The 14,440-nt window shown below is 40.5% G+C and carries 14 protein-coding genes and 1 pseudogene; 3 read left to right on the forward strand and 12 right to left on the reverse strand.

The window, feature by feature from the left end:
• Window positions 1-54 precede the first annotated feature (54 nt).
• From xynB to V756_RS1000000124020, 3 genes are all read right to left on the reverse strand, one after another.
• Window positions 55-1,656, reverse strand: a complete 1,602-nt coding sequence (gene xynB / locus V756_RS0118385; RefSeq protein WP_024715957.1) for a xylan 1,4-beta-xylosidase — start codon at window positions 1,654-1,656, stop codon at window positions 55-57.
• A gap of 42 nt (window positions 1,657-1,698) precedes the next feature.
• Window positions 1,699-3,093 carry an MFS transporter gene (locus V756_RS0118390; protein WP_024715958.1) on the reverse strand — a complete coding sequence of 465 codons (1,395 nt, stop codon included), beginning with the start codon at window positions 3,091-3,093 and terminating at the stop codon, window positions 1,699-1,701.
• Window positions 3,094-3,398: 305 nt separating this feature from the next.
• Window positions 3,399-3,575 carry a hypothetical protein gene (locus tag V756_RS1000000124020; protein ID WP_155906247.1) on the reverse strand — a complete coding sequence of 59 codons (177 nt, stop codon included), beginning with the start codon at window positions 3,573-3,575 and terminating at the stop codon, window positions 3,399-3,401.
• 342 nt (window positions 3,576-3,917) lie between these two features.
• On the opposite strand from V756_RS1000000124020, the gene V756_RS1000000123710 reads away from it, so the two are divergent.
• Complete coding sequence (locus V756_RS1000000123710; RefSeq protein WP_081719920.1) at window positions 3,918-4,013, forward strand: YjcZ family sporulation protein; 96 nt, start codon at window positions 3,918-3,920, stop codon at window positions 4,011-4,013.
• Window positions 4,014-4,272: 259 nt separating this feature from the next.
• Here the strand turns inward: V756_RS1000000123710 and V756_RS0118400 are convergent, their stop codons facing one another.
• The 3 genes from V756_RS0118400 to V756_RS0118410 all read right to left on the reverse strand — a co-directional run bounded on the left by V756_RS0118400 (window position 4,273) and on the right by V756_RS0118410 (window position 5,310).
• Window positions 4,273-4,461, reverse strand: a complete 189-nt coding sequence (locus V756_RS0118400) for a hypothetical protein (RefSeq protein ID WP_024715959.1) — start codon at window positions 4,459-4,461, stop codon at window positions 4,273-4,275.
• 148 nt (window positions 4,462-4,609) lie between these two features.
• Window positions 4,610-4,840 (reverse strand): hypothetical protein, encoded by a 231-nt coding sequence (locus V756_RS0118405; protein WP_024715960.1) that lies wholly within the window; start codon window positions 4,838-4,840, stop codon window positions 4,610-4,612.
• A 149-nt stretch (window positions 4,841-4,989) separates the two neighbouring features.
• The gene (locus V756_RS0118410) at window positions 4,990-5,310 is read right to left on the reverse strand and encodes a CotD family spore coat protein (protein ID WP_024715961.1); all 321 of its coding nucleotides are present in this window, start codon (window positions 5,308-5,310) and stop codon (window positions 4,990-4,992) included.
• 662 nt (window positions 5,311-5,972) lie between these two features.
• Between V756_RS0118410 and V756_RS1000000123715 the strand changes: the two are divergent.
• A pseudogene (locus tag V756_RS1000000123715) lies at window positions 5,973-6,689 on the forward strand (tyrosine-type recombinase/integrase).
• A gap of 106 nt (window positions 6,690-6,795) precedes the next feature.
• Here V756_RS1000000123715 and glnA read toward each other — a convergent pair.
• From glnA to spoVK, 5 genes are all read right to left on the reverse strand, one after another.
• The gene (glnA, locus tag V756_RS0118415) at window positions 6,796-8,130 is read right to left on the reverse strand and encodes a type I glutamate--ammonia ligase (protein WP_024715962.1); all 1,335 of its coding nucleotides are present in this window, start codon (window positions 8,128-8,130) and stop codon (window positions 6,796-6,798) included.
• A gap of 58 nt (window positions 8,131-8,188) precedes the next feature.
• Window positions 8,189-8,596: a transcriptional repressor GlnR gene (glnR, locus tag V756_RS0118420; RefSeq protein WP_003238341.1), complete on the reverse strand. Its 408-nt coding sequence runs from the start codon at window positions 8,594-8,596 to the stop codon at window positions 8,189-8,191.
• 109 nt (window positions 8,597-8,705) lie between these two features.
• A complete protein-coding gene (locus tag V756_RS0118425; RefSeq protein ID WP_024715963.1) occupies window positions 8,706-9,971 on the reverse strand; it encodes a methionine gamma-lyase family protein in 1,266 nt (421 codons plus the stop codon).
• Between the two features lie 17 nt (window positions 9,972-9,988).
• Window positions 9,989-11,251 (reverse strand): GTPase HflX, encoded by a 1,263-nt coding sequence (hflX, locus tag V756_RS0118430; RefSeq protein WP_024715964.1) that lies wholly within the window; start codon window positions 11,249-11,251, stop codon window positions 9,989-9,991.
• A 132-nt stretch (window positions 11,252-11,383) separates the two neighbouring features.
• Window positions 11,384-12,352, reverse strand: a complete 969-nt coding sequence (spoVK, locus tag V756_RS0118435) for a stage V sporulation protein K (RefSeq protein ID WP_032682158.1) — start codon at window positions 12,350-12,352, stop codon at window positions 11,384-11,386.
• A gap of 638 nt (window positions 12,353-12,990) precedes the next feature.
• Between spoVK and V756_RS0118440 the strand changes: the two genes are divergently transcribed.
• Window positions 12,991-13,758: an N-acetylmuramoyl-L-alanine amidase gene (locus V756_RS0118440; RefSeq protein WP_024715966.1), complete on the forward strand. Its 768-nt coding sequence runs from the start codon at window positions 12,991-12,993 to the stop codon at window positions 13,756-13,758.
• Window positions 13,759-13,818: 60 nt separating this feature from the next.
• Here the strand turns inward: V756_RS0118440 and V756_RS0118445 are convergent, their stop codons facing one another.
• Window positions 13,819-14,439, reverse strand: coding sequence for a hypothetical protein (locus V756_RS0118445; protein ID WP_024715967.1), 621 nt, complete (start codon window positions 14,437-14,439; stop codon window positions 13,819-13,821).
• Window position 14,440 lies beyond the last annotated feature (1 nt).

Here is a 14,440-nt window from a genome sequence, read left to right on the forward strand (position 1 = left end):
AGGACCGATATGAAAAAGGAGTTCTAAAATAGAAGCTCCTTTTTCTTGTGCACATTATTTTTCTTTATAACGAAAATATTTGAAGTCAGCCGGAATATGATGACCGCTGGTATCTTGGCACTGCATCCCTACAAAAGCTCCTGTAAAGAATCCTCCTCCGCGGATGTAATCATCTGATAATTTTTTCGATTCTAATGTAATGTCAATTTTATGCCAGTCTTCTTTGTTAAACGAATAGAAATAATAATATTTTTCCTTTTCGATATTTACTTTTAAATAGACATACTTTACTTCACGGGGGATCACAATTTTATTGTTTAATGGCTGTGAAAAAGAAAAGTTATCACATATTGTTAATTCAAGAATACGGCCAAGTTCTTCATCATGCGTAACTTGAAGAGCCGTCCAGTTCTCTGTATTGTAATAGTTCACCAGACCAGCGGCTTGCTGAAAATTTTCCGGATAAAATGCAACAGCCGTTTCCGCTTCAAAATGGAGACTTTGCCAGCGTCTGGCCACAAATGCCTGAGTAAATGCCGAGGTTAATGATTCATGGCCGTATAATCGCAAATGATTTGGCACTTGAGTCAATGAACCTAATTTCTCTGTAAACGGAATCCTTAATGTTTGAAAATTGATATTTAATGTTGAGTCCTCGAATTCATCAACTTCCGGGTACGTTGCTTCAAATATGGTTTCAGGTATAGAAGGCGCATCCACTTCCAAGCTCCCTTCTTTTCCGCCTTCTACATAAGGCCAGCCATCTTTCCAATAGAGCTTTTGAATAGCTGTTTCTCTGCCCAGCGGACAATATCCTCTCTGCTGAAAAATTGAATCATCGTCCGGATGAATAGGACGTCCCGTTAAATGTGCTAAATACCACTCATCTGTATGTGTGTGAACAATGGATGCATGCCCGCATTTTTGCAGCGGATTTTCCGGCGCATGCCATGACGTTAAGATAGGGTTATCAGGGTGAACTTCATATGGCCCCTCAATATTTGCAGAACGGGCAATTGTAGCAGCATGCTCGAACCGTGTTCCTCCTTCTGCGGTTAATAAATAATAATAGTTCCCGATATGATAAAGGTGCGGCGCTTCCGTCAGCTTTCTTTCAGTTCCTTTAAATATCACTTTCGGTTTTCCAATTAATTTTTGCTCCTCATCAGAATATTCCTGCATGACAATGCCTCCGAATGAGTGCCGATCAATACGCTGATCCCATAACATATTTAATAAATATTTTTTTCCATCCGTATCATGGAATAAAGAAGCATCAAATCCCGAGCTATTTAATGTGATCGGCTCCCCCCAATCACCATCAATCGTGTCACAAGTCACTAAATAATTGTGGCAATCTTTCCAGGCGCCATCTACTACCTTAACATCCGTATAGATCAGCCAAAACTTTCCGTCGCTGTAACTTAAACATGGCGCCCAGACCCCGCCTGAATTAGGGTTTCCTTTCATGTCTAATTGCGAAACTCTCTGTAATGGATGTGCAACTAAGTGCCAATTCACTAAATCTTTTGAGTGGTGTATCTGGACTCCCGGAAACCACTCAAATGTAGATACGGCGATATAATAATCCTCTCCCACCCTGCAAATACTCGGATCGGGATTAAATCCTTTAAGCACTGGATTGATAATCTTCATGCAGAACGCCTCCTCAGCTATTTTCTTTTGATTCATCATGTTTTAAGCTTTAAAATCATCAATATGATCCAAATAAACTTTGTCTCTATTCTCTAATTCTCGCACCATGTTTTTATATTTTTTCTCATCGAGATTATAGAAATTAATATCAATCATGGCTAAAACGAGCAAAATCGCGGGAATAATGGTTGCTGTAATTAATATGCCTGTTAATGCCTCAGGGGTTTGCGCCTGATTTGCCACATATCCAAACTTATCTAAAACCAGCCCTGGTACAACCCCTCCCAAGGCCATGCCGAATTTAAAGAAAAATCCGATAATAGCGTATATGAGCCCGCCCATTCTTTTCCCGGTTCTGTACTCTCCATATTCTATTGTTTCAGGAATGAGCGCCCACATATACCCCCCCGCAGTAAGACTTCCAGCAGCAGCAATTAATCGAAAGAAGAGTATGAGGAAAACATTACTTGACGGAACAAACAGTAAAGCTAAGAGGCCGATTATATTCAGTAATAATGCATAGTTTAGTAATTTCTTCTTCCCTAATAATTGATGCAGCTTTGGAATAAACGGTAAAATGACCAAAGCGGGCAAACTTCCTAGCAAACCGTACCATTTCACTAAATCCTCTCTTCCTAAGTTATACGTCACGTAATAGATGCCAACCGAATTACTTATTGAATTCACTCCAAAAATTATAATAAAGAAAATACTCAGTACAACAAGCGGACGATTAACACGAAATTGCTCAAATATATCCCATAATTTAATTTTTTCTTCAGATTTTTGAAGAGTGACACGCTCTTTTGTGCTTTTAAAACAAAAGATTAAAAGACATCCGCCTATGAATCCCATAATGGCCATGGTTAGCTGCCAGCCAAGAGATTCGCTGCCGGAAGTATCGCTTAAATAAGCAGCAAGTAAAGGAACAAAAAATGCAACGACAAGTCCCCCAAGATTCGCAAATAACATACGGACAGATGTTATACTAACAACTTCTTGATTATTCCTGGTCATGGCAGAGGTTAACGCGCCATACGGTACGTTTATCGCTGTGTATGTAAGCGACAAGCCGACATAGGTTATATAGGCATATATTAATTTTCCCATATCTGAAAAATCGGGGGTTGTAAAACAGAGGATGGCCAGTATGACAAATGGAAAAGCTCCGAATAAAAGATACGGTCTAAAGCGTCCAAACCTGCTATTCGTTCTGTCAACTATCGTTCCAATAAAAGGATCAGCGAGAGCGTCGATGATTCTAACCACTAAAAACATAGTACCGGCTGTTGCTGCCGATAAACCAAATACATCTGTATAGAAGAACAAAAGATAGGTAGACACTGTTGCATAAATTAAATTACAGGCGAAATCCCCAGACGCATATCCAACTTTTTCAACCATGCTAATCTTCTTTACAGTTTTTTCACCGGGCATGATTTTTCCTCTTTTCGGTCATTTAATAAGTAACAGTATGAAACGGGTTAAAAATCCCTTCAAAATTATTGGCCAATAGCGATTCATAAAAGCGCTTTCAAAAGATGATAGCGGTGTAACATTTCACAGAGCATTTTCACGATACAAATGGTGATCAGATAGCAGCGAAAAGGATAAAAGCCTCAGCTTTCGTTTTTTATATACCTCCAATAAAATCGAGCCTCTTATCCCCCCTCCCATTTAAGAACTTTAAATTCGGGCTTTATTATTAGTTTGTTGTTCGAACAAACTAACTTGATTTAATATTATAAAATCTTTTCCGCTTTTTCAACATCTTTTCCAGAAAATTTAAACCACTCAGAAACAATGATTGATTCTCTGTCTCTATCACTTTCGATTATCTCTCCACAAAAATCACAGTACCATTGTTCTTTTTTCTTTAACTTTAAACTTAAAAGTCTTTCTTCTATTTCTTGATCCATTTTAAATCCCTCCCACCTTAGCTATTTGGAGGTAACAATGGCACTATCTTCAAAATTTGCCGAACGAAAGCACCCCCATAAATAGGTGGCAATCATAAGACAAAAAAGTTTACTTTCCACAATTGAAAAGCTTCATCACTTTGTGGACAAGTGGTCTTAGAATTGCATCTCACCCACCTCCGACCTCATAATTAAGTTTGAGTTTGTTTTATATAAATTTGCTGGTGTGTCTGCTGTTACACATTTAGACAAAATATTCATTTTTTCTTATTTAGACTTAAATCTATGTCGAAAATGATCGTTTGGCATATCTTATACTATCTCCAAAAAAGAGGTGATAACATGTCAAACATGTCAACTGGTTACAATAGCTCCTTCGTGTTAGTTGTGGTGTTATTCATCCTGTTAATCATTGTTGGCGCTTCATTCCTTTATTAGTCTTGAGCCATTTCAATCCAAAGCCACCTTTTTTTTAAATTCACCTCCCTGTGAATAGCAGACGCCATAAGCAGTTTTTATGGCGTTTTGCTATGTGATTGCCGATTCATGCTGACAAAGTTTCTAAACGAGGGAAATATTCTTTCTCATCCGCCACTGTACTCAAGCCGTTAATCGCCAATTGTCTATCCTAAGACTTACCAAAAGCAGTTTGCAGAGAATATAAAAAAGCACCCCGAAGGATGCTTATTGATAGACTTTATCTTGCTCTTACATCAAATTGCGTTACAAGTCGCATATTAATACTGGTAATACGCTTACCATTTTCATACTCATACCAATGCTCACATGCTTGTAATTCTTTTATAAGTGCCTTCTCAGATTCTGCATTTACTTTAGCTGTTCTTACATTTCCATTGTCAAACCAAAAGTCAACTACAATGTTCATAAACTTTCACCTCTTGTTTTATTATCAGACAAGAGATCTAAAAATGTAACAGTTTGCAAAATTTGTCGAACGATTTACCGGAAGCAGTTTACAGAGAACATAAAAAATCACCCCGAAGGATGCTTTTAAAATTAAAATTCAGATGGAACTAATATTTTTGCTGCATAAAATCAATTTTCCCGCAATTAGTGCAAGCAAGAGCAATGGTTGGAACACTAGGTCCACCAACTTCTATTACGTTTGGTTTGTTTTGTAAATCTAATCTTATCGTACTATCTAAAAGATCAAATCCAAAGTTGCCACATTTTTCGCAGGGACCCTTTACTTTTGAAGTTATTGCTTGTTTAATCTTCTGATCTAATTCTTCAGTAAATGCCATATCCCCACCTAATTACCCACTAAAATGCATTACAATGGAACTATTTGAAGAATTTGCCGAAAAAAGTTTAAAGATGAAGCAATTAAGTTTGTAAAAGATACATAATGAAAGAAGCACCGATCAGATGCTTCTCTCAATAGAATTACATATCATCTTCTGAATTTTTTAATAAGTTTACAACGTGGTTTTTTTAAATCACAACCACAGTCATATTCTTCTACGAAATTTTCATTTTGTTCAGAATGAGTTACCGGATAAAAATTTTCAATTCTAGTAATGTTTTTATTTACATTGGTTATATGAGTTGGATGAACACGTCTAATAGTTCGAACATTTGTAGTGGTATTCACAAGATTTTTAGTAGGTGAAACTTTTGTTTTTGCATGGTTGTTTTCATTGCAGCTATTATGGTTGCGGCGGGAGCCAAGAATAAAGTCATCTGCATTTCGGTTCCACTCTCTGTTGCTCATGTAATCACTCCTTCCTTTAATAGAATCATACGCTGTAGTATATGATTTTTATTTTAGGTTGTCCTAGACTGTTCAACTACGATAGAGAAATCAACATAAGTCATTATGGTCTAATAACGGGTTAAAATGATAATTTTATTCGAATTAGAAGATTGCAAATGCAATACAAATTTAAGTTTAACCCTCCTTACGCTAATAGCTTAATTGAATTGATCTCACACATACTCCGAGAGAAAGCCAAGTATAGCAAGATCGCACAATGAAACACGATAATACTACTCTCCCGATACGGACGCCTCAGACTAGCTGCTATCCAGGCTCAGAATGTTCCTCTCGTTTTGGCTTTATTCCTCAACACCTTTGTTCCGTATCCGAATTCGTCTTGATAAAGGAAAGATGCTTCTCCCGTATATTTCGATAAGTTTTATTTATTATATTTCGTTGATAGATTAAGTTTATCGGGATTTCAAACATAAATACTCCCCCTTTTTATCCTCTAAAATGTCCCCTGTTTTATCGGAAATTTGTCGACAAAAAACCTTCTAATTAATTTTTGAAAGCTTCTTTAAAGGTTTTAGTAAGCAACTAGTGTAGAATGTAAAATATCAGATTGCCCTGACCAATTTTCAATCATTACACTTACTGGTATTTTTGAATGATTAATTTCAAGAGGAGACAAATGGGAATATCGTGTCTCCTTTAAGGACCCTTTTACTCTCAAATATAAAATAAAAGCAAATAGCTACTGGATTTGAATTTGATACAGAAACCATGTCCCTTGAGCAATTTTTATTTAGCTGGCTACATGAATACAAAAAAGACACCGTTAGAAAGAATACATATGAACTCCACGAACGAAACATCAAGAATTATATTCTTCCTTACTTCAAAAACATCAAGATTACAGATATTAAACCTATTATGTATCAAAAATTCCTAACTTTTTAACCGATCGATCGTGGATACAGCAAACGCACTGTAGAAATTATACATGGTACTATCTGCTGCTTTACAAAAACATAAGAAGTGGCAATTTGAGAATAAACAAATGTTACAGGATGATTATAAACATGATCTCAATTTAGTATTTTGCAGAGTTGACAGGAATTTTTTACCTAAGTCCACCCTTTTTAATGCGTTTAATCGTATTTTAAAGCGAGCTGACATCAATAAAATGCCTATCCACGCATTACTTCCATACACATGCTGTTTTACTTTTAGAGTCAGGCGCTGATATGAAATACATTCAAGAACGTTTAGGTCATAAAAGCATGATGGTAACTGCCGATGTTTATTCACATATTAGTAAGAAGCTTGACCAAAACCGAATAAAGGATTACGAGAAATACGTGCCCTCAATTGTGGAGTTAGATTCATAACTTCAAATTTTTTTGGTCATATTTTGGACCAAAAATATTGGTCTCTTAATCTTTTGACCAAAATTCAAAAATCCCCTGACACCAATAGTGCCAAGGGATTGAGAGATTAATATTGAGACATATATTGTTCGCGCTCCCAAGGATGAACTTGTGTGCGGAACATATCCCATTCGATTTCTTTTGCTTCGATGAAGTGTTCGAATAGGTGCTCGCCCAGCGCTTTAACCATGACTTCGTTTGATTTGAACTCTTCTAGCGCTTCAGCAAGTGTTGCTGGAAGGTCAACGATTCCGTTGTCCATGCGCTCTTCTTTGCTCATCACATAGATGTTGCGGTCGATTGGAGCTGGCGCTTCCAATTTGTTTTTGATTCCGTCTAATCCTGCTGCAAGCAATACGCTAAGTGCAAGATACGGGTTAGCAGCTGGGTCTACGCTGCGTACTTCAACACGTGTGCTGATGCCGCGGGAAGCCGGGATACGGATAAGCGGGCTTCTGTTTTGCGCGCTCCACGCTACGTAGCAAGGTGCTTCATAGCCGGGTACAAGACGTTTGTAAGAGTTTACTGTCGGGTTTGTTACTGCTGTAAAGCTTGTTGCGTGCTTCACGATACCTGCAATGAAGTGTTTCGCTGTTTCACTTAACTGAAGATCTGCGTTTTCATCATAGAATGCATTAACGCCATCTTGGAAGAGTGATAGATTGCAGTGCATACCTGAACCGTTCACACCGAACAATGGTTTTGGCATAAATGTCGCATGCAGACCGTGTTTGCGGGCAATTGTTTTGACAACTAGTTTAAATGTTTGGATATCATCACAAGAGCGGACTGCACCAGCATACTTAAAGTCAATTTCGTGCTGACCAGGTGCTACTTCGTGGTGAGATGCTTCGATTTCAAAGCCCATCTCTTCAAGCTCAAGTACGATATCGCGGCGGCAGTTTTCTCCTAAGTCAGTTGGAGCTAAGTCAAAATATCCGCCTTTGTCGTTTAGTTCAAGCGTCGGCTCGCCTTTTTCGTCTAATTTGAATAAGAAGAATTCAGGCTCAGGTCCAAGGTTAAAATCACTGAAGCCGAGGTCTTCCATTTCTTTCAGAATCCGTTTTAAGTTGTTTCGCGGGTCACCTTCGAAAGGTGTGCCATCCGGATTGTAGATATCACAGATGAAACGTGCTACTTTACCTTTTTCAGCTGTCCATGGGAAGATAACAAATGTATTCAAGTCTGGATACAGGTACATGTCTGACTCTTCGATGCGAACAAATCCTTCAATAGAAGAACCGTCAAACATGACTTTATTATCAAGCGCTTTTTCAAGCTGGCTAACAGGAATTTCAACGTTCTTGATCGTTCCAAGAATGTCAGTAAATTGAAGACGGATATACTTCACGTTTTCTTCTTTTACTAATTTTACGATATCTTCTCTAGTGTACTTTGCCATTTCGTAAAACTCCTCCTCTTAAAAGGTAAATGTATATAGCAAAACAGTTGCTAACGGATTAATGAAAGAAGCGGGACATGTCGCCTTGACGGAATGTATTCCCTCTTTGAAAACGGCCGGCTTGCATGAGCTCGTTTTTCAGGAGCTGTCTCAGCTCGTCATCGGACAGATCATGTTTCATTGGTTTTTTCGTCTTCTCGTTTTGTTTTTGCTCCGGCTCAGCTTCCGCTTTCGCCAAAATCTGTTTAATCCCTGCCATGTTTACACCTTGTTCAATCAGGTGCTTGATTTCTAACAGTTTATCTACATCATGGAATGAAAATAATCGTCTATTCCCTTCGCTTCTGGCTGGAAATATCAGTCCATTTTCCTCATAATATCGAATTTGTCTTGCTGATAACTCTGTTAACTGCATGACAATTCCTATTGGAAATAAAGGCATTGAGCGGCGAATATTATCACTCATCTCAATTTCCTCCTTTTCTTAACTTAGTTTCATTATAGGTGATGTTATATTTTGTGTCAACAACATGTAAGGATTCTTAACATCGAATTCAGTGAAATTTTTAAAAAATTTAAATTAATTGCTTTTCCATGAGTGAATCCACTGCACTGCATATGGCATTCTTTACATGCGAATAGGTTAATCCTCCCTGAACATACGCTACATACGGCGGGCGGATAGGGCCATCTGCTGATAATTCGATACTTGCTCCTTGAATAAATGTGCCTGCTGCCATGATGACATCGTCTTCGTAGCCCGGCATGTAGGCTGGGTAAGGCGTAACATGGGCATTGATTGGCGATGCATATTGAATGGCCTGGCAAAAGGCAATCATCTTTTCTCTGTCGGAAAACTCAACGGATTGTATCAAATCGGTTCTTTTCGCATCCCATTTCGGGTTTGAAGTAAAGCCCAGTTTTTCAAGAAATCTCGCTGTAAACACTGCTCCCTTTAAGCTTTGCGATACAACGTGAGGCGCCAAAAAGAAGCCTTGATACATTTCTTGGAGCGAGTAAAGGGATGCCCCCGCTTCTCTGCCGATGCCAGGGGACGTCATACGGTATGAGCATGCTTCAATCCATTTCTCTTTTCCGACGAGATAGCCCCCTGTTTTCGCAAGACCGCCGCCGGGGTTTTTAATGAGAGATCCCGCCATCAGATCGGCGCCGACATGACAAGGCTCAAGCTCTTCCACAAATTCTCCGTAACAGTTGTCCACAAAGACGATCAGATTTTCATTGATTTCTTTGACAAAACGGATCATTTCTTTTATTTCGCTAATTAAGAAAGAAGGACGATTCGCATATCCTTTTGAGCGCTGAATGCCGATTACCTTCGTCTTTGGGTTGATCGCAGCGGCGACTGCATCATAGTCTATTTTTCCGTCTTCCGTCAGTTCAACCGCATTGTAGCCGATTTGAAAATCCTTTAACGACCCAGCGTTTTCTCCGCCTCTTACACCCACAATTTCCTCTAGCGTATCATATGGCTTGCCGGTTATATAAAGGAGCTCGTCCCCCGGTCTGAGAACACCGAACAAAGCGATCGAGATGGCATGTGTGCCTGAGATAATTTGCGGTCTTACAAGGCCCGCTTCTCCGCCAAACACATCCGCATAAATACTTTCTAGCGTGTCTCTCCCGATATCATCATAGCCGTATCCCGTAGACGGTGTGAAATGCGTGTCGCTTACTTTGTGATTCCTATAGCTTTGAAGCACTCTCCATTCATTGCGCTCGCTGATTTCTTCTATTTGTTTATGAACACCGGCAATGTCCGCTTCCACTTCCATTGCCGTTTTTTTCAATAATTCTCCGTGTGTTAATGTGTCAAACATGTTTTTGTATGTCCTTCCTACATATACTTCTTTAATTCACCGATGATGCTTTGCTCTTCTTGTAGATAGCCTGAAATGTCATACTGTTCATTTTCCTCATTAAAATAGAAGCGGTCAACCATCGTTTCCGATTTGATTCTGGAAAGGAGCTTGCCTTCACCTGCCGGTACATGCGCTTCAAAAGGTGTTAACAGTTCTTGGCGCAAATAGCGCTGAATCGCTTCTTTAAACGTATCGGCGTCGCCCTCAAATTTCGCACTGACCATAATGTGATCCCTTCCGGCGGACGGTATGAAATCAGACAGTTTTTGGTCACGTTTATTGTAGGCCGTCAGCATCGGGATGTCATCGGCTTCAAGCTCCTCAAGCAGCCGAAGCACCGTTTTTTCGTGTCCCGCGTAATCCTCATTTGAGGAATCGATCAAATGAAGAATCAAATCCGCTTCTTTTACTTCCTCAAGCGTTGACCGGAATGCAGCGATCAGCGTCGTCGGAAGATCCTGAATAAATCCTACTGTATCTGACAGTAACACACTATAGCCGCTTGGCAGGACCATTTTTCTGGTCATCGGGTCCAGTGTGGCAAACAGGAGGTCTTCTTCATAGCTGTCAGCACTTGTCAGGCGGTTGAACCATGTTGATTTCCCCGCGTTTGTATATCCGACAAGCGCAATTTGGAGCACACCGTTTTTCTTTCTTCTTTCACGATATCGGCTTCTGTGGCGAATAACAGTTGAAAGTTGTGTGTTGATTTCATGAATGCGGTTTCTGATATGGCGGCGGTCCGTTTCCAGTTTCGTTTCTCCAGGACCTCTCGCTCCAATTCCTCCGCCTTGCCGAGAGAGATTGATCCCTTGCCCCGTCAAGCGAGGAAGTGCGTACTGCAGCTGAGCCAGCTCAATTTGAAGTTTGCCTTCTCTCGTTCTCGCCCGCTTCGCGAAAATATCTAATATCAATTGCGTGCGGTCAATCATCTTCACTTCAATCGCTGTTGCCAATGATTTTAGCTGACTTGGCGACAGCTCATCATTAAAGATAAGGAGATCAGCTTCAAGCTCTTCCACCAGTGCCTTCAGCTCTTCTACCTTCCCTTTTCCTATATATGTAGCCGCGTCAGCCCTGTTCCTTTTTTGTGTGACGCTGGTCAATACTTTTCCGTCTGCTGTTTTTGTCAGAGATGCAAGCTCTTCCATAGAATTTTCAAAATGCTCATCCGTGATATGCGGCAGCTGACATCCGACCAAAATCGCTTTTTCCTGTCTTGTTTCTTGTTCGTTCAAATGGATGTTCCTTTCTTTTGCATATTGGGCAGTAGTATTATCATACCAAACCCTGCATGTGTATACCACAAATCGGTTGCGTTGAACAGGAAGAAATACAGCAAAAAACAGACCTCTCGAAAGCTGAGAGGTCTATACAGATCCAGATGCTTCTTCTTTAATGGAAAGATCTTGGCTTTTAATGGTCATCAAGTCGCTTTTTAAGTATTGATCGCCCATTAACAGTCTCATGGCTTGCGCTCTGATCGATTTTTCGATCACATTTCTGACAAAACGTCCATTGCTGAATTTAATAGGACTTGTCGTGCTTTTCACCGTCATTAAGTAATCTTTCAATTTCCATTCCGCTTCTTGACTGAGCTGGTATTCCCTTTCAGCGATCATTCGCTTCGCAATCTCCATGAGCTGGGTGACAGAATAGTCCGGAAAATCAATGGAGATCGGGAACCTTGATTGGAGACCGGGATTTAATGAAAGAAAATGATCCATTTCCCGAGAATATCCGGCGAGGATCAAAATAAACTCATGCTGTTTGTCTTCCATATGCTTCACGAGTGTGTCAATCGCTTCTTTTCCAAAGTCCTTTTCGCCGCCTCTTGCCAGCGAGTAGGCTTCGTCTATAAACAAAATGCCTCCTAATGACTTTTTGATTAAATCTCTCGTCTTTTGGGCGGTGTGACCAATGTATTCCCCGACTAGATCGGCCCGCTCCGCTTCTATCAAATGGCCTTTTGAGAGGACATTCATGTCAAAGAACAGCCTGCCGATCAGCCGTGCGACCGTTGTTTTGCCTGTTCCCGGATTTCCTTTAAACATCATGTGCAGCGCTTGCTTCCCCACCTTCAAGCCTTGCTCCGCACGTTTTTGGTTCACAAAAATCCAGGCGTAAATTTCCTTGATGTTGCGTTTCATTTCCTCCATCCCAACCAGTGCGCTCATCTCTTTTTCGATTTCCTTCAAGATGCCGTGCTTCGCTTCGTTTTTTTGCAATGCAGCTTGATATTCCGCCTCTGCCTCAGCATTTGTCAGCACCTGCTTTTGCCCGTTCAGAATAATGTTGATCTGTCCGTTATTTTTATAAGTCACAGCGCGCTCCAACATATTCACCTCTCTGTTCTCTCTATATGATATTCAAGCGAATGCCGTTTGTGACAAACGCCTATCATGTGTCGAAACAATTGCTTTTTTCGGGAATACTCAGGAATCCTGCGCTTTCCCGAGAAATACTTTATTTCTTATTGTATTCACGGACATGGGGTGGACAAACCAAGAGATTTTATTTTTCAACAATTTGTCAGGGTCATATCGCAAAGCCTCCTATCATTATTTTTCAATTCACATTGAGAATCTTTTTTCTCACTTGATCTATCCTCTTTAACAAACAGGCCGTTTTTGCTCTGATGCCTTAGCGACATCCCCCTTCTTCTTTTTCTTCTCAAAATGAAGGTGCTTTTCTGTTAATTTACGTTCCAATTGACTGCCCATCACATGAACGCAAAGCTTAAAACCAGTAGGATCAGTGCAGTTAGAACCGAATCCATTAATACTTGTAAACAGATGGACATATGCACATATTCTATTTCAGATCGCATATGCTGTCGCTTCGTGTTGATTTGTGCGCTTTCCCGAGAAATAATTTCCGCATGCGGAAGGGTTAATTCCTCATTTTTCAGACGGATGATAACCGTACAAGCAGAAGCCGTTTCTTTTCATATCCTGTAATGAGGTGATGATGAAGAATGGTTAAGATTTTTATTGATCCCGGCCATGGCGGGTCAGATCCAGGCGCAACAGGAAATGGCCTTCAAGAAAAAACGTTAACCCTGCAAATTGCTTTAGCTTTACGTACGATATTGACAAATGAGTATGAAGAAATTTCTTTGCTGCTGAGCCGGACAAGCGACAAATATGTCAGTTTAACTGACCGGACAAATGCTGCAAATAACTGGGGAGCAGATTTCTTTTTGTCCATCCATGTTAATTCCGGGGGCGGTACAGGTTTTGAAAGCTATATTTATCCAGGCGTGGGCGCCCCGACGACGACTTACCAATCGATGATTCACCCTGAAGTGATACAAGCTGTCAACTTTGCAGACCGCGGTAAAAAAACAGCAAACTTCCATGTCTTAAGGGAGTCAGCAATGCCTGCACTATTGACGGAGAACGGATTCATTGATACCCTCGCAGATGCTAATAAGCTGAAAACCAGCAGCTTTATTCAAGGCTTAGCGAGAGGACATGCAAATGGACTGCAGCAAGCCTTTAATCTTAAAAAGACATCCATCTCAGGGTTATATAAGGTCCAGATCGGCGCTTTTAAAGTCAAAGCGAATGCTGATTCACATGCAGTCAGCGCCGAAGCTAAAGGCTTTGACACGATTGTCGTTTTAAAGGACGGGTTATACAAAGTGCAGATTGGCGCTTTTTCATCCAAAGACAATGCAGACGCACTTGCTGCCAGAGCAAAAAATGCCGGCTTTGATGCTATTGCCATTTTAGAACCATAATCTAGACGCGGACGAGCATCTCAAAAAAACCCGGCTTCTCATCATGAGAAGCCGGGTTTTTTATTCAAGAATATCAACAACAAATTGTGACCATGTTTCCAGACGGTTATAAATATCGTCCTGTTTCAATTCAGAGATTTTCATCCATTTTCCTGCAATTTGTTCTTTCTCCTTCACTTCCACCTGTGAACCTGGCTTTAACTGAAGCGCAGAAAGAATTCCGATATGCACTTTGCCGACACTGTTTTCATCATCATTAATGAGTCCCAATGTGACAATCGCCTGTTTATCCTCTTCCTTTATTTGCAGTTCTTCATCAAGCTCCCTGTCTGTGTTCAGCTTTAAAACTTCTGCAAATGAAGCCGCTCCGTCAATGGCGTTCATATGGCCTCCAAAGCCGAGAGAAAGCTTATTGTGCAGACGCGATTCACCGCCGCCAGCCAGCCGTTCGTAAAGAAAGACTTCCTCTTCACGCTTAATGACGACATAAGGAATCGGCTGCTTGAAATGCGGATCTTCTTCTGCGTCTCCCCTTCTCATTTCACGATAGCCCGCCTCGATCTGAGCCATGATTTCTGCTACTCTGCTATCTTCACTGTATACGCCCTGGAAGGTTAAGCTTTCTTTTTTAAACACTTCATCACGCGGGGCGACCAAAATCATTTCGTCCATTTTTCCCATG

Source organism: Bacillus tequilensis KCTC 13622 (assembly GCF_000507145.1).
In the GTDB taxonomy this organism is placed as follows: domain Bacteria; phylum Bacillota; class Bacilli; order Bacillales; family Bacillaceae; genus Bacillus; species Bacillus tequilensis.